The sequence below is a fragment of the Streptomyces sp. KR55 genome, assembly GCF_052245645.1.
GTDB classification, from domain to species: Bacteria; Actinomycetota; Actinomycetes; order Streptomycetales; family Streptomycetaceae; genus Streptomyces; species Streptomyces flavusporus.
In genome coordinates, this window is sequence record NZ_JBQQCE010000063.1 from 1 (window position 1) to 19219 (window position 19219).

At 69.9% G+C, this 19219-nt stretch carries 19 protein-coding genes and 1 pseudogene; 8 read left to right on the forward strand and 12 right to left on the reverse strand.

Annotation, left to right across the window (positions count from 1 at the left end):
* Positions 1-302 precede the first annotated feature (302 nt).
* A complete protein-coding gene (locus tag ACTWQJ_RS11985; RefSeq protein ID WP_443306619.1) occupies positions 303-1082 on the reverse strand; it encodes a GntR family transcriptional regulator in 780 nt (259 codons plus the stop codon).
* A gap of 163 nt (positions 1083-1245) precedes the next feature.
* Between ACTWQJ_RS11985 and ACTWQJ_RS11990 the strand changes: the two genes are divergently transcribed.
* The 4 genes from ACTWQJ_RS11990 to ACTWQJ_RS12005 all read left to right on the forward strand — a co-directional run bounded on the left by ACTWQJ_RS11990 (position 1246) and on the right by ACTWQJ_RS12005 (position 4739).
* Positions 1246-1593, forward strand: coding sequence for an SCO3933 family regulatory protein (locus ACTWQJ_RS11990; RefSeq protein ID WP_443306620.1), 348 nt, complete (start codon positions 1246-1248; stop codon positions 1591-1593).
* Positions 1593-2894, forward strand: coding sequence for an FtsK/SpoIIIE domain-containing protein (locus ACTWQJ_RS11995; protein ID WP_443306640.1), 1302 nt, complete (start codon positions 1593-1595; stop codon positions 2892-2894). The genes ACTWQJ_RS11990 and ACTWQJ_RS11995 overlap by 1 nt, the downstream gene beginning before the upstream one ends.
* Positions 2891-3088: a hypothetical protein gene (locus tag ACTWQJ_RS12000; RefSeq protein ID WP_443306621.1), complete on the forward strand. Its 198-nt coding sequence runs from the start codon at positions 2891-2893 to the stop codon at positions 3086-3088. Before ACTWQJ_RS11995 ends, ACTWQJ_RS12000 begins: the two co-directional genes overlap by 4 nt.
* A 280-nt stretch (positions 3089-3368) precedes the next feature.
* Positions 3369-4739 carry a replication initiator gene (locus ACTWQJ_RS12005; RefSeq protein ID WP_443306641.1) on the forward strand — a complete coding sequence of 457 codons (1371 nt, stop codon included), beginning with the start codon at positions 3369-3371 and terminating at the stop codon, positions 4737-4739.
* A gap of 148 nt (positions 4740-4887) precedes the next feature.
* Here the strand turns inward: ACTWQJ_RS12005 and ACTWQJ_RS12010 are convergent, their stop codons facing one another.
* Both ACTWQJ_RS12010 and ACTWQJ_RS12015 read right to left on the reverse strand, forming a co-directional pair.
* The gene (locus tag ACTWQJ_RS12010; RefSeq protein ID WP_443306622.1) at positions 4888-5406 is read right to left on the reverse strand and encodes a hypothetical protein; all 519 of its coding nucleotides are present in this window, start codon (positions 5404-5406) and stop codon (positions 4888-4890) included.
* Positions 5407-5543: 137 nt separating this feature from the next.
* A complete protein-coding gene (locus ACTWQJ_RS12015) occupies positions 5544-6992 on the reverse strand; it encodes a recombinase family protein (protein WP_443306623.1) in 1449 nt (482 codons plus the stop codon).
* Between the two features lie 26 nt (positions 6993-7018).
* Between ACTWQJ_RS12015 and ACTWQJ_RS12020 the strand changes: the two are divergent.
* From ACTWQJ_RS12020 to ACTWQJ_RS12030, 3 genes and pseudogenes are all read left to right on the forward strand, one after another.
* Positions 7019-7135, forward strand: a pseudogene (locus ACTWQJ_RS12020) (EamA family transporter); the annotation flags it as partial.
* Between the two features lie 111 nt (positions 7136-7246).
* Positions 7247-7522: a DUF1876 domain-containing protein gene (locus ACTWQJ_RS12025; protein ID WP_385513470.1), complete on the forward strand. Its 276-nt coding sequence runs from the start codon at positions 7247-7249 to the stop codon at positions 7520-7522.
* Positions 7523-7661: 139 nt separating this feature from the next.
* On the forward strand, positions 7662-8204 hold the full coding sequence (locus ACTWQJ_RS12030; RefSeq protein ID WP_443306624.1) for a hypothetical protein: 543 nt from the start codon (positions 7662-7664) through the stop codon (positions 8202-8204).
* A 14-nt stretch (positions 8205-8218) separates the two neighbouring features.
* On the opposite strand, the gene ACTWQJ_RS12035 is transcribed toward ACTWQJ_RS12030, so the two are convergent.
* From ACTWQJ_RS12035 to ACTWQJ_RS12060, 6 genes are all read right to left on the reverse strand, one after another.
* Positions 8219-9379, reverse strand: a complete 1161-nt coding sequence (locus ACTWQJ_RS12035; RefSeq protein WP_443306625.1) for a serine hydrolase domain-containing protein — start codon at positions 9377-9379, stop codon at positions 8219-8221.
* 87 nt (positions 9380-9466) lie between these two features.
* Complete coding sequence (locus ACTWQJ_RS12040) at positions 9467-9937, reverse strand: organic hydroperoxide resistance protein (RefSeq protein ID WP_385513472.1); 471 nt, start codon at positions 9935-9937, stop codon at positions 9467-9469.
* A 149-nt stretch (positions 9938-10086) separates the two neighbouring features.
* Positions 10087-10548: a MarR family winged helix-turn-helix transcriptional regulator gene (locus ACTWQJ_RS12045; RefSeq protein WP_385513473.1), complete on the reverse strand. Its 462-nt coding sequence runs from the start codon at positions 10546-10548 to the stop codon at positions 10087-10089.
* Positions 10549-10594: 46 nt separating this feature from the next.
* Positions 10595-11356 (reverse strand): energy-coupling factor ABC transporter ATP-binding protein, encoded by a 762-nt coding sequence (locus ACTWQJ_RS12050; RefSeq protein ID WP_443306642.1) that lies wholly within the window; start codon positions 11354-11356, stop codon positions 10595-10597.
* Positions 11357-11557: 201 nt separating this feature from the next.
* Entirely contained in the window at positions 11558-12319 is a 762-nt protein-coding gene (gene cbiQ / locus ACTWQJ_RS12055; RefSeq protein WP_443306626.1) for a cobalt ECF transporter T component CbiQ, read from the reverse strand.
* Position 12320: 1 nt separating this feature from the next.
* Positions 12321-13382, reverse strand: a complete 1062-nt coding sequence (locus tag ACTWQJ_RS12060) for an energy-coupling factor ABC transporter permease (protein WP_443306627.1) — start codon at positions 13380-13382, stop codon at positions 12321-12323.
* Between the two features lie 180 nt (positions 13383-13562).
* On the opposite strand from ACTWQJ_RS12060, the gene ACTWQJ_RS12065 reads away from it, so the two are divergent.
* Complete coding sequence (locus tag ACTWQJ_RS12065) at positions 13563-13922, forward strand: SsgA family sporulation/cell division regulator (protein ID WP_443306628.1); 360 nt, start codon at positions 13563-13565, stop codon at positions 13920-13922.
* Between the two features lie 8 nt (positions 13923-13930).
* On the opposite strand, the gene ACTWQJ_RS12070 is transcribed toward ACTWQJ_RS12065, so the two are convergent.
* From ACTWQJ_RS12070 to ACTWQJ_RS12080, 3 genes are all read right to left on the reverse strand, one after another.
* A complete protein-coding gene (locus ACTWQJ_RS12070; RefSeq protein WP_443306629.1) occupies positions 13931-15604 on the reverse strand; it encodes a penicillin-binding transpeptidase domain-containing protein in 1674 nt (557 codons plus the stop codon).
* A gap of 148 nt (positions 15605-15752) precedes the next feature.
* Positions 15753-17381 carry a penicillin-binding transpeptidase domain-containing protein gene (locus tag ACTWQJ_RS12075; RefSeq protein ID WP_443306630.1) on the reverse strand — a complete coding sequence of 543 codons (1629 nt, stop codon included), beginning with the start codon at positions 17379-17381 and terminating at the stop codon, positions 15753-15755.
* Positions 17382-17471: 90 nt separating this feature from the next.
* Positions 17472-19217: a dolichyl-phosphate-mannose--protein mannosyltransferase gene (locus ACTWQJ_RS12080; protein ID WP_443306631.1), complete on the reverse strand. Its 1746-nt coding sequence runs from the start codon at positions 19215-19217 to the stop codon at positions 17472-17474.
* Between the last annotated feature and the right edge of the window lie 2 nt (positions 19218-19219).

Sequence of the window (19219 nt, forward strand, 5' to 3'; positions counted from 1 at the left end):
CGAATCGGGCAGGCACTGGCCCTGCCCGCGGTTGTGCCCGATTGGCCCCCTGTTCTTCGAGGCTCGCCCCATGGTGGCTGCCTAAAGTCTCGGAGGCCGTCGACCCCCAGCCCCGTGGGCCCCGGCCCGCGACGGCCGGTCGATGCCTCGGCTCCTCGGGCGTGCTGCGGTGTGGGGCGTCGGGCGCCCGGACGGGACCGGCGGCCACGCCGCACGCCCGGCTGGGGCGGCCGGGCGCCCCGGCGCGCCGCAGGCGCGCCCTTGAGGAAGTGAAGGCTGTTTCGACCGATGCCGGTTGCCGGTCAGGCGCGGGTGCGTCGCGTGGGCTGCTTGTCGGCGGTGATTCGGTAGGCGAGTTCGGCACGGTCCGCCCCGAGGCGCAGTTCTTCGAGGAACAGCGGGCGGTCGTCGGCACCGTGTGCGACGCGGGCGATGTGCAGGATCGGGGTCGCGTCCGGGAGCTGGAGCGTGGTCCGCTCGTCGGGCAGCGGCATGTGCGCGCGAACCGTCTCGGTCCACGTCAGCCTGTGTCCGTCCTGGGTGAGCAGCCAGTAGATCGCTGCCGGGCGTTTGCACGGCTCCTCGGCGAGCAGTGGTACCGCCTCGGCGGTGGTGAAGGGGATCAGTGTGCGGTGCAGGGCGCGTGTACCGGTGCTTGGGTCGATGAGGAGCCGGTCACAGCCGAACAGGGCTTCTTCCGTGTCGAGTTGGAGGAGTCGGCCGGTGTCCTTGGTGGTGCGGGTGCGATAGGTGCTCGGCTCCTCGGCCTCCTGCCAGATGTCGCCGTTGGGCATGACGAACTTGCCCTCGGCGGTGCGGCTGATGCGGCGATCGATGGTGAGGACGGGGTGTCCGCTGGAGCGTACGAAGCTGCCCTTGCCGTGGCGGACGTCGATGAGACCTTCCGCGCGCAGAGCCGCGATCGCGTTGCGGACGGTCGGACGCGATACGCCGTAGCGGGCCATGAGCTGGGCTTCGGATGGCAACAGGGAGTCGGGCGCGAACTCGCCGGACAGGATCGCTTCGCGGATCGCTGCGGCCACCTGCTGGTAGAGGGCTCCGGGGCGCTGGATCTCCGACATCTCGGCATCTCCGGGTTCGGGTCGTAGTCACGTCGCACGCGCGACATCACTCGTCAGCATAAGTAGTTGCGCTCTCGCCGTACAGGACTTCATAGTCGTAACTCGTAAGGACAAGCGACGTCAGTATGTGCTGCCGTTCCGACTGGCCAGGGAGGCCAACGAAATGCAGTCCATTCCCGTGGACACGACGCGACTCGGCGTACTGCGATGCGCCATCGCGCCCGAAGCAAAGCTCAGCAACCCCGAAACACAGGAGGTGAAGAAGGACCGCGACGGCAACCCCGTCTACACCGTGGCCGTCACCGTGCGGCAGGACCGGCGGCGCATCTCCGTCATCGAGATCGCCGTGAGCGGTCAGCCGAAAGGCATCGAGGAAGGACAGATCGTCAAGGTCACCGGCCTGACGGCCTTCGCCTGGTCGATGGGCGACCGGCACGGCATCAGCTTCCGCGCCGATGCGATCACGCCCGTGCCCGGTAGCGCGGCGCATGGCAAGGGCGGTGAGGCGTGATGGGGCCGATCCTGCTCGCGTTCGTGCTGGCCGTGCTGGCCTGGGCGCTCGTCGTCGGCGACCTGGTGCGCCGGCATCGTCCGGCCTGGCACTGGTACCTCGTCGGCTACCCGGTGACCGCGTGCCGGGTGGTGTTCACCTGGCGCAAGGTCGCCATGCTCAACGATCTCGCCGTCTCCCAGCGTCCGCCGCGCGGACTGCTCGGGGACCTGGTGGTCAAGGGCGATCCGCTGCGGCCGGTGGCTCCGCGCGCCTCGTTCCCGCGCGCTACCCGGATGGGCCTCACGGTGACCGTGCGGCTGCACGCGGGCCAGACCCCGGCGACGTACATGAAGGCCGCTGACGCGCTGGTGCACGCGTGGAAGGTCCATGCGGTCCGCGTCACCTCTCCGGAACGCGGGCTCGTGCTGCTGACCGCGACGGCCACCGATCCGCTTCAGCGGCCCGGCTTAGCCACGGCTCCGGCGGAACTCCTCTCGGCGCTCATCGGGGTCCTGGAGAGCGGCGGCGCCTGGGTGATGAACCTGCGGCTCGTGCCGCACTGGCTGATCGCTGGGGCCACCCGCTCGGGCAAGTCCACCCTGCTGGCCCGGCTGATCACCCAACTCGCCCCGCAGCCGGTCGCCCTGGTCGGCATTGACTGCAAGGGCGGCATGGAACTGGGCCTGTTTGCGGGTCGGTTGAGTGCGCTGGCGACCTGCCGCAGAGAAGCGGTCGCCGTGCTGTCCGCGCTCGTGGTCGACATGCAAGACCGCATGAGCGCGTGCCGGGCTGCCGGTGTCCGCTCGATCTGGGAGCTGCCGGACAAGCTGCGGCCGGTCCCGGTCGTCGTGATCGTCGACGAGATCGCCGAGCTGTACCTGTCCGACGGCACCCGTGAGAGCAAGGCGGAAGCAGAGCAGTGCTCCACACTGCTGCTCCGCCTCGCGCAGCTCGGGGCCGCACTCGGCCTGCACCTGGTCGTCGCCGGACAGCGGGTCGGCTCAGACCTCGGCCCCGGCGTCACCGCCCTGCGGGCCCAGCTCGGCGGGCGCATCTGCCACCGCGTCAACGACCCCGGCACCGCGGAGATGACCTTGGGCGACCTGAACAAGGACGCCGTGGCCGTCGCCCAGTCGATCACGGCGGAGGAACGCGGCGTGGCCGTCTGCACCGGACCGGAGGGCGGCTGGAGCCGAGCGCGCTCCCACCTCACCCCCACGGAAGAAGCCGTCTCGACGGCCCGGAAGTACGCAGCCCTGACTCCGGAACTGCCCGCCATAGGCCGCGCCCTGGCGGTGCTGGAAGGAGACGACAAGTGATCAGCGAAGGTACAGCCTTCACGTTCGCGGTGATCTTCGGGATCATCACCGTTCTCCTCGTCCGCTCCCGCGACGTCCGCGCCTGGGAAGCGGTCTGCGTCGGCCTCTTCGGCCTCTACCTCGGCCAGACCCCGGTGGTCTTCACCATCCATGGACTCGTCACCTGGGTCATCAGCGGCTTCTCCCACACCTGAGCAGAAAGGACCTACGCCCATGCCCATGCCCCGCGTGAGGTGCCCCCACTGCAAGGGCGACGGAGCCCGCAGGACCTGGACCGGACGACTGCGACGCTGCCGCGTCTGCCGGGGCACCGGAACCATCCGCTGACCGCGATCACCACAGCCGGCCACGTACGTAAGGAGCACGGCCCATGAACGACACCGCGCCACCAACCATCATCCGTGCCGCTTCGGCGGCCCACCCTGGAAGGTCACTATTATCACCCCGGAGTTCACCCCGGCCGACAGGCGCGCCATCCTCGACCGTACGGCGCGCCTGCGTCAGCTCCCCGAAGCAGACCGCGACGCAATCCGCCTCGCCCAAGACCCGAAGTTTCCCCGCTGGCTGGAGCAGATCACCGCAATCGGCGGCTGCGCCCACCCCGTCCACCTCTCCGGCTCGACCACCACCCTGGACGCGGAAACCGGCGAGATCATCCGCCACTACGACACCCGCAACGAACCGGGCGAACGCCTCCTCGTCCGCTGCCGCAACCGACGCGCAACCGTCTGCCCGGCCTGCTCCTGCCTCCACGCCGGAGACACCTTCCACCTCGTCCGTGCGGGCCTCCTCGGCGGCAAGAACGTACCCGCCACAGTCCGCCAAAGGCCCCGGCTTTTCGTCACCCTGACTGCCCCGTCTTTCGGCCCGGTCCATCGCGCCGGGGAGCTATGCCGTCCCCGCCGCGACGGCGGCGTATGCGAACACGGCCACCCTCTCGGCTGCGGCGCCGTCCATGCACCGGACGACTCGGTCGTCGGTCAACCCCTCTGCCCCGACTGCTACGACTACACCGCCCACGTGCTGTGGCACGCACACGCCTCCAAGCTGTGGGACCGGTTCGTCATCGGCGTCCGGCGGCGCCTGGCGTCCTCGATCGGCCTCGTACAGTCCCACTTCGCCCAGCACGCGCGGCTGTCGTTCGCCCGCGTCGCGGAGCACCAGAAGCGGGCGGCCGTCCACGTGCACGCCGTCGTCCGCCTCGACGGCCCGAACGGACCCGACGACGAACCCCCGGCCTGGGGCACTGCGGAACTGCTCATCAATGCGGTGCGCGCCTCCTCCCGGCGGGTCCTGGTCCAAACCCCCTACAGCCCCGCCGTGGGTGAGCTGGCACTGCGCTGGGGCGCCCAGGTCGACGCCCGGCCACTGCGTGCCAACGGCGACGGACTCGACGATGACGCGGTCGCCGCGTACGTGGCCAAGTACGTCACGAAGGGAGCGAGCGAGACAGGTGCCGGCACCGACCACCCGCTCGCCAGCTGGGCCGACGTCGAGTCAGCGCCCGTCAGCGCACATGTTCGCACCCTTATGCGCACCTGCTGGCGCCTCGGCGGCCTTCCCGAATACGCGCACCTCCGCCTGCGCGCCTGGTCTCACACGCTCGGCTACCGGGGCCACATCCTCACCAAGTCCCGCGCCTACTCAACGACCTACGCAGCACTGCGCGCCGAACGCGCCGACCACATGGGCCACGCCGACCTGCCCGACATGGTCACCGAAAGGCACTGGCGCTTCATCGGCTCAGGCCACACCCCCGGCGCCGCGCTCCTGGCCGCTGGAATCGCTGAAGACATCGCCGTGAACCGCGCGATCGCCCAAGAAGAGCGTGAGGTGCCCCGGTGACGAGACGCCACAGCGAGCAGTGGGCTCGGGCCGTCGAGCGCCAAGCGGCCAAGTTCCCCACACGGATAGGGCCGAAGAGCGCTGAACGGCTTGCGCGGCTCCTCGGCCCTGCCCGGCACCATCCCTAGGGTCTGTGGTTTGGTGACTGCTACTGAATGGGCTTCCAATCGTGGTCCCCAGGATCCCATACCCATACGGGCTGCCCCTCGGACTCCACGTACCAGCGCCCGTCAGGCGCCCCATGCGGGAGCCACTGCACCGAGCCGCGGACTCGCTGTGTTCCGCCACGGGACATCCTGAGCAACTGGGCGACCGCTTCGGCGGGAAGGTCATCATCAAGGAATACGCGAGCGCCTGAGTCCTCATCGAGGAGCGACACGCTGATCAGCATGCGATCAAACCGCGGATCTTCCGGCGGAATGTTTGGGTGGTGGCGGACCCGGTGCAACAAGCGCCGTACGGCTCCGCGGGCGCTGGCATCGATCGTGTCCCCGAGCTTGCTTCCTAAGCTTGCGGCCACAGCCTGTACAAATGGTGCCAACGTCAGTGCGACGATCACCAGTAGAGTCGACTGGGCGCCGGATTGCCTGGGGTAAACCGTGACCTCAGCAGGCGGCAAGGGGAAGTCGTCCGCCTCTGCCGACATATCTTCGGGCTGCGCCGCCATGTCATCTCCCTCACTCACCCGCACCACAGGGGCCACCGGCAGAGCAGCCCTTCCAACAGACGTCATGGCGCTCTCTGACACTCCGCAGTATGCAAACACAACCCCACGTCCATGAAAGCCACTTCCGCAACACGGCCTTAGTCCAGCGGGTTCGGCTTGATGTCCACCCGGTCGGTGTCGAACCCCCTGCCCTTTCTCGTCGGCGGGCGGACGACCACGGCGGAGAACAGGAACCGGTAGATCGCGTTCATGCGCGCGTAGTCCTCCTCCTTCTCCAGCCTCTCCCAGTTGGCTTCGGCGTCCGGTCCGGCGATCCCCTCCAGGACGGCGATTGGCCGTTTCACGGTCTTCCGCTGCCGCTCCTTCATCCGCTTGAGGATGGGTGCACGCATGGATTGGAAGTCGGCCGTCGTGAAGTCGTCATCGTTGAGCCACAGCTCTTTCAGCTCCTCCAGCTTCGCCCGGTCCTTCTCGTCCGCGAGTACGTCAGCCTCAGGGCGGGTGGTCGTTGCGGGCTCGTAGCCCGAGGTGTCCAGCTTGGTCAGCACCTTGATCGCCACATCGCGCACGAATGCTTCGAGGGGCCCAGCGGAGACGGAGCGGTTGCATTTCTGCTGGCCGGTGTCCTCAGCTCGGGTGCAGCGGTAATTGGCGTACCGGCGGCTGTTCGTGCCGGCCATGCGCCTTCCGCAAGCGCAGGTCGCGACTCCGCGCAGCACGTAGTACCGGGTCGGCCGCTTCTGGTCGTCCCTGGAACGCTCGGCCCGGTATTCCCTGAGCCGCTGGACCTCGTCCCACTGGCCCCGGTCGATGATGGCGGGCCACGCGCCGACTCCCACCTCTTCGCCCTGGTGGATCCGGACCCCCGCCACGAAGTTGGACGACAGCAGATGGCGAACGTTCTCGGGCTGCCATGTCTTGCCTTTGGACGTGGGGATCGAGCGTGCCGTGAGGTCCTGGGCGATGCGGCTCGGCGACTCGCCGTCCAGGTAGCGGCGGAAGACCTCGCGGACGATCTCCGCTTCCTCCTCGATGATCGCGCGGCCGTCGCTGGTGTAGCCGTACGGACGGTTGCCCACGTGCGGATTGCCCTCGCGGGCCTTGTCCTTCAGGGCGTCTTTCAGGCGTCGGGACGTGTCGTCGGAGGAACGGCACGCGTGGGCCACCTCAATGCGCAGGATGAACCGGTCGTCGGGGTCTGACAGGTCACGCCGGTTTGCCTCGCCGTGCAGCAGGATGCGCTTGTCGTCGGCTATGGAGAGTAACTCTTCGAGGTCCCTGGGCTGCCTCATGAGGCGGTCGGGGTGGTAGACGATGACGTGCCGGATCTCTCCATCGCCCATCGCCATCAGCATCTCCTCCCAGCCCGGCCGCTTGCGGTTGCGCTGCCACGCCGAGCGGTTGTTGTCCACGTAGACGTGGGCCGACTCGACACGGAGCTGAAGCCGTTCGGCGATCTCACGGCAGATGCGTTCCTGCCGGTCGACTCCGGTCTGGTCCTCGTCCTTGGCGTGCGAGATACGGCAGTAGATGGCTGCGGGCTCGCCCGCGGTGACTGCGGTCGCGGCTAACTTGGATCGGCTCATGCCAAATACTGTATGAGCAGGGTATGACATCGGTCATCGTGGGCGCGGCCATCGGGGCGGTGGTGTTCAAGGAGCGGTTCGGTACGCCGCGGATCGTGGCAGCCGGGCTGCTGGTGGCCGGGATCGGGTTGATGCTGCGGTGAGGTGCCGACGCCGTTGTGGAACACGACAACCACGACGGGACGCGACAACTCCGGCATCGAAGGAGCACCCTGGAAGCAACCCTGGAAACACGGGTTCCGGAGGAGATCGTCATGATGCACACCGCTGTGGGATGGCATGTCGAGCTGGAGTTCCAGGAAGACGACACGCACACGAAGGCAGCCGCGTTGGTGCGCTTGCCCGACGGGAGCGAGGTTCGGGCCCATGGGCACGCCAGCCGGCACCACACCGACCCTAATCAGCCGAGGGTCGGTGAGGAGATCGCTGGGGCGCGGGCGCTCAACGAGCTCGCGATGCAGCTGCTCACCAAGGCGCACGGCGAGATCGACGCGGTGTCCGGGCGGACGTCGCACCCGATCCACGTCTGATCGCCGTACGTCCTAGCCGCGTACGGTTTGGCCGTACGCACAACCGGAGGTGGCCGTCGGGTCGCCCGACCGGGGGAAAGGCCTGGTCAAACGGGTCCAGGGCGGTTCACTGGAGGCGGCGACGCGGCACGATCGGCGCATGACGCAACAGCCTCTGAGCCGACGCCGCGCGCTCGGCACCGTCGCCGCCACCAGTCTGGCCGCCCTGTTCACCGCCGGTGCCCCTCGGGCGGCGGCCGCCATGAGCCGGCCGGCGCCCCTGGCCGGCGGGACCTACACCATCGCCAAGAACCCCGGGCAGCTCCTCACCGCCCAGGGCGCCAACGAACCCCTCGTCATCCTGCCGCCCGGCGCGGCGCCGGGCGCCCAGGAGTGGGAGGTGGTGCGGCTCACCCACGGCAACATCGCCCTGCGCAACATCCGGCAGAACACCTACGTGGGCCACCAGGGCACGTTCCGGCCCCACCGGTTCGCCGTGACGACGAGCACCCCGTACGAGTGGGGGCTGAGCCCGGCGCTGCGCACGAGCAAGGGCTTCCTCGCCTTCCACCTCCAGGCTCCCGACAGCGAACTGGTCCTCGACCGGAGCCCGTTGGCGGTCTACCCGCCCCGCGTCGACCTTCAGCTCCCCCGGAAGGGCGACATGCGTCAGGCGTGGCAGTTCCGGGCCGTCACGAAGTGACCCACCAGTGGTCGCTACGCGATCGCCTGGCGTACCGCGCGTACCAGTGCCTGGGCCCTCGGGTCCGCCGTGACGCTCTTGCGGAAGCCGTTCGTGACATAGCCGAAGGCGATGCCGGCCTCCGGGTCGGCGAAACCGAGGGCGCCGCCGCGGCCCGGGTGGCCGAAGGAGGCCGGGGAGAGCAGCGGGGAGGCGGCGCCGTCCAGCATGTAGCCGAGGCCGAAGCGGGTGGTGACGACGAGGGTACGGTCGGGGCCCGCGGACTGCTCGGCCCGGGCGAGTTCGGCCGTCTCCGGGGTGAACAGCCGCTGCCCGCCGTCCACTTCGCCGATCAGCGAGGCGTAGAAGCTGGACAGTCCCTCCGCCGTGCCGATGCCGTTGGAGGCGGGGAGGGCGGCGGCGCGGTAGGCGGGGTCGTTCTCGTCGGGCAGGGGCGTGATCGCGGCGAAGGCGCGCCGGGTGAGGGACGCAGGGTCGGCGTAGGCGTCGGCCACGGCTCGCTTGGGGCGCGTCTTCAGCGCGCCGGCCGTCTCCGGGGGCGCCACCTGCCCGACGCGTCCGACCCGGGCGGCCTGGTCCGCGGGGAGCCCCAGCCACAGGTCGGCGCCGACCGGGCCCGCGATCTCGTCCGCGATCCACTCACCGACCGGACGCCCGGTGACCCGCCGTATCAGCTCGCCGACCAGCCAGCTGTACGTCTGCGCGTGGTACCCGTGGTCCGCTCCCGGCTCCCACACCGGCGTCTGCGCGGCGACCGCCGCGGCGCCGAGGTCCGGGTCGGCCGCCTCCGACGGGGTCAGCGGACGGTCCAGGACCGGAACTCCCGCGCGATGCGTGAGCAGATGCCGTACGAGGGTCCGCTCCTTGCCGGCCGCCTTGTACTCCGGCCACCACTCGCCGACCGGCGCGTCCAGGTCCAGCTCGCCGCGCTGGTGCAGCAGCAGGAGTGCGGCGGCGGCGACGCCCTTGGTCGCCGAGCGCACGATCTGCGCGGTGCTCTGTTCCCACGGCTCACTGCCGTCGACGTCCTTCGTGCCGCCCCACAGGTCGACGACCTTGTGCCCGTCGCGATGGACGACCACGGCCGCGCCGCGGTCGCCGAGCGCCTCGAAGTTCCGTACGAACGCTGCCCTGACCGGCTCGAAGCCCTCGGCAACCGTGCCCTGCACCTTCACGTCCGTACTCCGTTCCCTCACACGCCTGCGACGGTGGGTGCAACGCGTACGTACAGCCTGCGATTCCTTCGTTTCGGGCGGTTTTCGTCACCCCAGCAGAATCGTGACGTCGATGTTGCCGCGGGTCGCGTTCGAGTAGGGGCAGACCTCGTGGGCCGCGTCGACCAGCTTCGTGGCGATGTCCGGGTCGAGGACGGGCAGGGAGACGCTGAGCGCGACCGCAAGGCCGTAGCCGCGCTGCTTGTTGGGGCCGATGCCGACCTTCGCGGCGACCGCGGAACCCGTCAGGTCGTAGCCCGCCCGACGGCCGACCAGGACCAGCGCGTTGTGGAAGCAGGAGCTGTAGCCGGCCGCGAACAGCTGCTCCGGGTTGGTGCCGTTGCCGTCGCCGCCGAGCTCCGGAGGCATCGCCACCTTCAGTTCGATCTGGCCGTCCTGACTGGTGACATAGCCGTCCCGGCCGCCGTGCGCGGTGGCCTCGGCGACATACATGATCTTCGTTGGGCGGGTGTCGAGGACGGTGTCGACGGCGGTGTCGACGGCGGTGTCTTCGGTCACGGCAGGACCTCCCCCAGGGCGGACACAACGGCAGACAGCACAGCGGTGTGCAAGTACATCGTGCACAAGGTACTGGCGGGTAGGGCTTGTTGGGCTACTGGGGGGTAGTGACCGGAGGTAACACCTCGCGCGGTGCGCTGTGCACGTCGTCAGCGGGCGCTCTCGGCCGCCGCCCCCGCCCGCTGCGCGAGCTGCCACAACTCCTCGCGCAACCGCGCGACCTCCGCCGCGCCGAGCCCCGTCGTCGCAAGCAGCGCGCCCGGCACGCGCGCCGCACGCTCCCTCAGTTCCTCCGCGCGCCCCGTGCAGGCAACCAGCACCGAGCGCTCGTCGTGCGCCGCGCGCTCCCGGCGTACGAGCCCCGCCGCCGCAAGCCGCTTGAGCAGCGGCGACACCGTGCCGTAGTCGAGCCGGAGCGCCGCCGCCAACTCCTTGACCGTGGTCTCGCCGCGCTCCCACAGGACGAGCAGCACAAGGTACTGCGGGTAGGTCAGACCGAGCTCGTCGAGGAGCGGGCGGTACGCGGCCGTCACCGCGCGCTGGGCGGCGTACAGCGCGAAGCACAGCTGCTCGTCCAGCAGCAGCGACCCGGCGTCCTCGTGTTCCGTCACGCGCCCATTGTCACGGACGCCCGGGGGCGGCCGTCACGGAAACGCGTCATGCAGGCCCCGACCCGGTCGGCACCGACCGTGGGTCGAAGCCGAAGGGCAGCTCCAGACGGTGCGCCCGCATGAGCTCGTCGTCGCCGAGCAGGTCGCCGGTCGGACCGTCGGCGGCGATGACGCCGTCGCTCAGGATCAGCGAGCGCGGGCACAACTCGAGGGCGTACGGCAGGTCGTGGGTGACCATGAGCACGGTCACGTCGAGGGAGCGCAGGATGTCGGCCAGTTCGCGACGGGAGGCCGGGTCGAGGTTGGAGGACGGCTCGTCCAGGACGAGGATCTCCGGTTCCATGGCCAGTACGGTCGCGACGGCCACCCGGCGCCGCTGCCCGAAGGACAGATGGTGCGGGGGCCGGTCCTGGAAGTCGGCCATCCCCACCTGTTCCAGCGCCCGCTGCACGCGCCCCTGGAGTTCCGCCCCCGTCAGCCCGGCCGCGGCCGGGCCGAAGGCGACGTCCTCGCGGACGGTCGGCATGAAGAGCTGGTCGTCGGGGTCCTGGAAGACGATGCCGACGCGGCGCCGGATCTCGGCCATGTTCTGCTTGCCGACGGGCAGCCCGGCCACCCGCACCGAGCCCGTGCCGCCGCTCAGGATGCCGTTGAGGTGCAGCACCAGCGTGGTCTTGCCGGCCCCGTTCGGCCCGAGCAGCGCGACCCGTTCGCCGCGTTCGACCCGGAAGTCCACGCCGAAGAGGGCCTGGTGCCCGTCGGGGTAGGCGAAGGCGAGGCCGGAAACTTCCAGCGAGGGTGTCACCAAATCCTCCGAATCCCACCGTGCGATCGGGCCGTCGATCACGAACGGTGCACTGCGAGAACCAAGCATGCACGTTCCTTTTGGCGTTCACATAGAACCGGGCTGGTCTCAACCCGGCTGGTGTTGATCGTGTAAGTCTCGGTTGTCCGCTGGACAGCCAAGCAGCGTGAGCCAGGAATCCCTCTTGCTCGCAAGAGGGAGGAGTCAAAGCACCCATCCCAGCAAACACACAACGAGAGCCGCACCCGGGAGCGCGAGGGCGTACGACCACTGCGCCCGGGACGCGGTCACCTCGTCGATCACCGGCATCACACCGGCGTAGCCACGGCTGACCATCGCGAGATGCACGCGCTCACCGCGCTCGTAGGAGCGGATGAACAGGGCCCCGGCGGACTTCGCCAGCACCCCCCAGTGCCGTACGCCGCGCGCCTCGAAGCCCCGTGACTCCCGGGCGATGCGCATCCGCCGCATCTCGTCGGTGATGAGATCGCCGTACCGGATCATGAACGACGCGATCTGCACCAGCAGCGGCGGCAGTTTCAGCCGCTGCAGGCCGAGCAGCAGTTCCCGCAGTTCGGTGGTGGAGGCCAGCAGCACGGACGCGGCGACGCCCAGCGTGCCCTTGGCGAGCACGTTCCAGGCACCCCACAGTCCGCTGACGCTCAGCGACATGCCCAGCACCTCGGTGCGCTCGCCCTCCGCGACGAACGGCAGGAGCACGGCGAACGCGACGAACGGCACCTCGATCAGCAGCCGTTTGAGCAGAAAACCGGCGGGCACGCGCGCGACGGCGGCGACGACGCCCAGCAGCACGGCGTACGCCCCGAATGCCCACATCGCCTCCCGCGGTGTGGACACCATGACCACGACGAAGGCGAAGGTGGCGGCGAGCTTGGTGTGCGGCGGCAGGGCGTGCACGGGGGAGGACCCCGACCGATAGAGCCTGTGGGCGTGGCCCGCACCCATGTCAGACGCCCGTGCTCGTGGGCGAAGCGGGCGACACGTCGGTTCCCTCGTCGGTGCGCCGGCGGCGCACCGCCCAGAAGATGCCGCTGCCCGCGACGACGGTGACGCCGACGCCGATCACACCGGCGAGGCCGCCGGACAGGCGAGCGTTGTCGACGTCCTTGACGCCGTAGTCGGCGAGCGGGGAGTCGGCGATGTCGTGTTCCTCGGCGGACTCGGCGAAGCCCTTGTCCTCGGCGACCTTCTCCAGGCCGTCGGGGCTGGCGGAGGCGTAGAAGCTGACGAAACCGGCGAGGACGAGGGAGGTGACAAGGCCGACGAGCCAGACCTTGCGGTGAGACCGCGCGGCGACCGCGACCGGTTCCGCGGCGGGCGCGTCGACGAGCTCGCCGCCGACCCGCAGCTTCAGCGGCCGGCGCAGATCACGGGCGCCGTACACGAGATCCGGCCGGACGGCGACGACGGCGCCGACGGTGAGCGCGGTGATCGCGGCCTCGCCGATGCCGATGAGGATGTGGACGCCGACCATGGCGGTGGCGACCTTGCCGAGGGAGACGTCGGTGGTGCCGCCGACCGCGTAGAACAGGGTGAAGGCGACGGCGGCGGCCGGCACCGACACCAGGGCGGCGACGAAGGAGGCCGCGGTGACCGAGCGGCGGCTGCGCGGCAGCACCTTCACCAGGCCGCGGAAGAGGGCGTAGGCGACGACGGTTCCGACGATCGCCATGTCGGTGATGTTCACGCCCAGTGCGGTCAGGCCGCCGTCCGCGAAGAGGATGCCCTGCATCAGCAGGACGACGGATATGCACAGGACGCCGGTATAGGGGCCAACGAGTATCGCGGCGAGGGCGCCGCCCAGCAGATGTCCGCTGGTCCCGGCCGCGACCGGGAAGTTCAGCATCTGCACCGCGAAGATGAACGCCGCCACGAGACCGGCCAGCGGCGCGGTGCGCTCGTCGAGCTCGCGGCGCGCGCCGCGCAGGCTGACGGCGACGGCGCCCGCGGCGACGACTCCGGCCACGGCGGAGGTGGGGGCGTTGATGAATCCGTCAGGTACATGCACCGTTCGATGATAGTGGCTTAATGCGAATGCCTTGCAAGAGCGAGTCAGTCTCCTGTTGCTCCATGCGCGTGCATGGGAGATCGCCCGTCCGGTGAGCATAATCCCGAAAATATGGGACATTGGAGAGGGAAGTGGATGCACAGCTTTCGCACAGCTCACGCAGGGTGAAGGGGCCGTCCGATGTCTGTAGTCGAACAGTACGCACGAGCCCAGATCGTCACGGACGAGGACGTCCAGGTACTCGAGGAGAAGGGAGCGGTTCCGGTCGTTCTGCGCTACGACCCCGACATCGACCCGCGCGCGGTCCGCATACGTCTGCCCGGCCCGCACGAGTGGTCCTTCTCCCGGTCCCTGCTCGAACAGGGCCTGCGCGCACCGGCCGGCTCCGGCGAGGTACGGGTGTGGCCGTGCGGGCGGGTGCAGGCCGTGGTCGAGTTCCACTCCGCGCAAGGCACGGCGGTCGTGCGGTTCGAGATGAAGGCCCTGATCCGCTTCCTGCGCCGGACGTACATGGCGGCCGCGACGCCGGTACGCGGCTGACGCGCGCGTCAGTCGCCCTGCTTCAGCAGCGCCGCCACGATCGGTCCCGCCGTCTCCCCGCCGTGCCCGCCCGACTGGACGACACCCGCGGCGGCGAGGTCACCCCGATACGCCGTGAACCAGCCGTTGGGCTTCTTCTGACCGTCGACCTCGGCGGAGCCGGTCTTCGCACCGACGTCACCGGTGACTCCCGCCATCGCCTCCGCCGCCGTACCGTACGCCGCCGTGTAGGCCATCAGCTCCCGCAGCTGCGACAGCGCGGACGCGGACAGCGTGCGCGAGGCCGTGGCCAGCTTGCGCCCGTCCACCGACGGGGCGACCAGGTACGGCTGGTGGAAGACGCCCGCCTTGATCGTCGCCGACACCGACGCCATGTTCAGCGGGTTCATCCGCACCCCGCCCTGGCCGATGAGCGACGCCGCCATCTGGGCGTCGGACTGCACCGGCACGGCGCCGTCGAAGGTCGGTACGCCGACCGACCAGTTGTTCTGCGACAGACCGAACACCTGCTGCGCCTGCTTGGTCAGATCGTCGTCGGCCAGCTCGGGCGCCTGGCTGATGAAGGCCGTGTTGCAGGACCGCGCGAAGCTCGCCTTGAACGTCCCGTCCTTGATCTGGAACTTGTCGTCGTTCTGGAACTTCCAGCCCCCGTACGAGAAGTACTTGGGGCACGGATGCTGCTTGTCCGCGGACGCCAGCCCCTTCTCGATCAGCAGCGACGACGTGATGACCTTCATCGTCGAACCGGGCGCCAGCGAGCCCTGGAAGGCGGTGTTGAAGCCGCGGGAGGCGTTCGCGACCGCCAGGATCTCGCCCGTCGAGGGCCGCAGCACCACCACCGACGCCCGCGCCTTCGAGGCGACCTGGTCCTCCGCCGCCGCCTGCACCGACGGGCTGAGCGTCGTCTTCACCTTGCCCGGCGTGCCCTCGCTCAGCTCCAGCAGCGTCTTGTCGGACAGCTCCTTGGCCTGGGAGGCCTTCCCGCGGACCACCTGGAGCTCGACGCCCGCCTTGCCGCCCGCCGTCTTGCCGTACTTCTCGCGCAGCCCGTCCATCACCGGCCCCAGCGACGGGTACTCCTTCGTCGTCAGCTCCCCGCCGTCCCGGTCCAGCGCCGTCACCGGCGGCGTCCCGGACTCGCCGGTCACGAGCCGGTCGCCGGCCCGCAGGTCGGGGTGCACGACGGCCGGCTCCCAGGCGACGATCGGCGTGCCGTCCGAGTCCTGTCGTACGACCTTCAGTGAACTCTCGTACGACAGCGGCTTGCTGACCCCCTTGTACGACACCGTGCCCTTCACGGTGAACGGGAGCCGGTCGCCCGTGCGGGTGCCAGGGGTGAGCGTGACGTCCTTGATGTGGGCGTCCTTGGCGTGGGCGGTCAGCAGGGTCTTCGCCGCGGTGGCGTCGTCCGTGGCGGCCGCCGCCTGCGTCACCCGGCCCTGTTGCCAGGCCGTGAGGAACTCCCGGGCGGCGGTGGTGACCTCGGTGGCCGACAGCGGGCCGGTCTTCACGGACTTCTTCCCGCCGGCGGAGGTCGCCGACGTGCCGTCCTCGGCCGCGGCCCCGCCACCGAACAGCGCGTAGGCGCCGATCCCGGCACCGCCGACGACCACGGCGATCACCCCGCCGATGACGGCGGGCTTCGTCTTCCGTCGCTCGGCGACGCGCCTTCTCTTGCCCACTGCTTCCCGATCCTCCGCGCATTCCCGGGTCCGCCGCCCTCATGGCCGGCTATGGCCCGTGCGGCCGTACCGGCCTCGTAGCACTCACAGTCCCCAACGACGGCCCCACCCTAGAGTCCCGTCCTGTGCGGGGGAGATGTGGGTGACATCAGCCACCCGCCCGCAGGACGGCCGCCACGATCGGACCGGCCGCGTCACCGCCGCGACCGCCCTGCTGGGCCATGGCCGCCGCCGCAACGTCGTTGCGATAGCCAGTGAACCAGCTGTTGGCCTTGGCCTGCCCGTCCACCTCCGCCGAACCGGTCTTCGCCCCGATGTCGCCGCCCAGCCGGGACATCACGCCGGCCGCGGTGCCGCTGGTGGCGGTGCGGTTCATCATGGCGCGCAGCTGGGTGACGGTGCTGCCCGACAGACCCTGCGCCCGGGCCAGTTCACGGTCGTCGAGGCGCTGCGGCACGATCACCGGCTGCCGGAACGTGCCCGTCATCGCCGTCGACGTCACCGAGGCCATGTTCAGCGGGCTCATCTGGACCTGGCCCTGGCCGATCATGTTGGCCGCGGTGTCCGGGCCGCCGGAGGCGGGGACCGAGCCGTCGAAGGAGGGGATGCCGACCTTCCAGTTGTCCTGGCCGAGCCCGAAGCGCTCCTGCGCCTCCTTGGTCAGGGAGTCCACCTGCACCTCGTCCGCGAACTTGATGAAGGCCGTGTTGCAGGAGCGGGCGAAGCTCTCGGAGAGGGTCGCGTTCTCGTTCGGGGTCATGCCGGTGAGGTTGTGGAAGGTCTGGCTCTCCGAGACCGCCGAGTCGGGGCAGGGCGCAGGACCGTTCATGCTGGTGAGGCCGTTGTCGATGAGGGTCGCTGCGGTGAGGATCTTCATCGTGGAGCCGGGCGCCACCTGGCCGAGGAACGCCGCGTTCCAGCCGTCCGTGCGGTTGTTGGCGACCGCCAGCACCTCGCCGGTGCTCGGTTTGACGGCGACCACGGACGACTCGTCGTACTCCTTGACCGCCTTCTCGGCCGCCGCCTGCACGCCCGCGCTGAGCGTCGTCGGCAGTCTGCCCGGCTTGCCCTCGGACAGGGTCAGCAGCGAGGTGTCGGCCGCCTCGCCGGCCGTGTGCCGGACGGCGAGTTCGACGCCGGGGGTGCCGCCGGCCTTGTCGCCGTAGCGGGCGCGCAGCTCGTCCAGGATCGGGCCCAGCGAGGGGTACTTCTCCTCCGTCAGGACGGTGCCGTCGCGGTCGACCGCCTCGATGGGCGGGTTCGCCGCCTCCTCGGTGACGAGGGTGTCGCCGTCCTTCAGGGTGGGATGGACGACGGACGGCTTCCAGTCGACCAGCGCCCGCCCGGTGGTGACCCCGCGGACGACGGTGAGGCGGCTGTCGTACGCGAGCGGCTTGGACTTCCCGTCGTACGACACCGTCGCCTTCACCGAGAAGGGGACCGTACGGCCGGTCGCCTCACCGGGCGTGATCTTCACGGCGGTGATGTGCGCGTCCTGCCCGAAGGACGTCAGCAGCGGCTCGGCCTCGGCGTCGTTGTTCGTGTACGACGCCGCCTTCGCGCCCTGCGCCTTCTCCCAGGCGGCGAAGAACGCGCGTGTCGTCTCCTCGACCTCCGCACTGCTGGGCGGCCCGGTCTTGACGGCCTCCTCGCCGGCCGAGCCGGCCGAGCCGTCACCGTTCAGCGCGGACACGAGGTTGAAGGCGCCGTACCCGGCCCCTCCCACCATCACGACGAACACACTGCCGACGACGGCAGCCTTGACCCCCTTGCGCACGACGCGCCCCCTCCCCGTTCTCGATCTCCGCACTCTAAGGGGGACCTGTGAACGACGGGGCGGGTGTTTCTCAGATTGTTAGACCTGTCGTCAGACCCAGGTGTCCAGCCACATCCGCGACCGCCAGTCGTCGATCGGGATCGCGGTGCCGGTGTACAGGGGCCAGAAGTAGATGAAGTTCCACGCGATCAGCAGCACCAGCACGCCCGTACCCGTCGCGCCCGCCACCCGGCGGGTGTCGCTCGAGCGGGCCGGGCCGACCAGCGCACCGGCCAGCATCGCCACCGCCAGGCACAGGAACGGCACGAACACCACGGCGTAGAAGAAGAAGATCGTCCGCTCCTGGAAAAAGAACCAGGGCAGATAGCCGGCCACGATCCCGCAGGCGATGGCGCCCGCGCGCCAGTCGCGGCGGAAGAACCAGCGCCACAGGACGTACAGGAGTGCGAAGCAGGCCACCCACCACAGCATCGGTGTGCCCAGCGCCAGCACCTCGCGGGCGCACTTCTCGCCCGCGTCGACCGGGCAGCCGTCCTTGCCGGGGGCGGGGGACTCGTAGAAGTACGACACCGGGCGGCCGGTGACGAGCCAGCTCCACGGGTTGGACTGGTACGTGTGCGGCGAGGTCAGGTGGGTGTGGAAATCCAGCACCTGGTGCTCGTAGTGCCACAGGCTGCGCCACCAGTCCGGGAACAGCCAGGACCAGTTGCTGTCCTTGCCGTCGGTCGCGGCCCAGTTGCGGTAGTAGCCGCCGGAACCGTCGGTGGCGGAGAGGATCCAGCCGGTCCAGGAGACGAGGTAGGTGAGGAGGGCCACCGGCACCGTCTTCAGGAACGCCCAGCCCAGATCGCGCTTGATCACCGCCACGTACGGGCGGCGGGCGCCCGCAACCCGGCGCGAGCCGACGTCCCACAGCACGGCCATCACACAGAACGCCGCCAGGAAGTACAGGCCGTTCCACTTGGTGCCGAGGGCCAGGCCCAGCATCAGACCCGCCGCCAGCCGCCAGGGGCGCCATCCGAACCGCGTGTTCTCCGCCGTGTACGCGTCCGGGCGGACCCTGCCGTCGGCGTCCGCCGGGAGCGCGGCGGCCAGTTTCTCCCGCGCCTTGTCGCGGTCGATCAGCAGGCAGCCGAACGCCGCCAGCACGAAGAACATCAGCACGCCGTCGAGCAGTGCCGTACGGCTCATCACGAAGTGCAGACCGTCCACCGCCATCAGCGCGCCCGCCAGACAGCCGAGGAACGTGGAGCGGAAGAGGCGGCGGCCGATGCGGCAGAGCATCAGGACGGAGAGGGTGCCCAGCAGTGCCGTCATGAACCGCCAGCCGAACGGGTTGAACCCGAACATCAGCTCGCCGAGCCCGATGACGTACTTGCCGACCGGCGGATGCACGACATACGCCGCGTCCGTCGGGATCGGGACGTTCCCGTTCGAGGAGAGGATGAGGTCGTTGACGTTCTTGTCCCAGTTGACCTCAAACCCGCGGTGGACGATCGCCCACGCGTCCTTGGCGTAGTACGTCTCGTCGAATATCACCGCCTTCGGGTTGCCCAGGTTCCAGAACCGCAGCACGCCCGCGAACAGCATCACCAGCAGCGGACCGCCCCAGCCCGACCAGCGGACGATCCGCTCGGCGAGCGTGTGCCGGATACCGAGGCCCGCCCACAGCCGCGGGGAGGGCTCGGTGTACGGCGGCACCAGCCGGTCCCGGACATCGCCGCGGGATCCCGACGGCACGTATCCGAAACGGCGCAGCCGCTGCTGCCACGAGGGCCGCTGCTCGTGGGGGGCCTGCTCCTGCCGGGTGTCCGTGGAGGACGCGGTACTGGTCACCG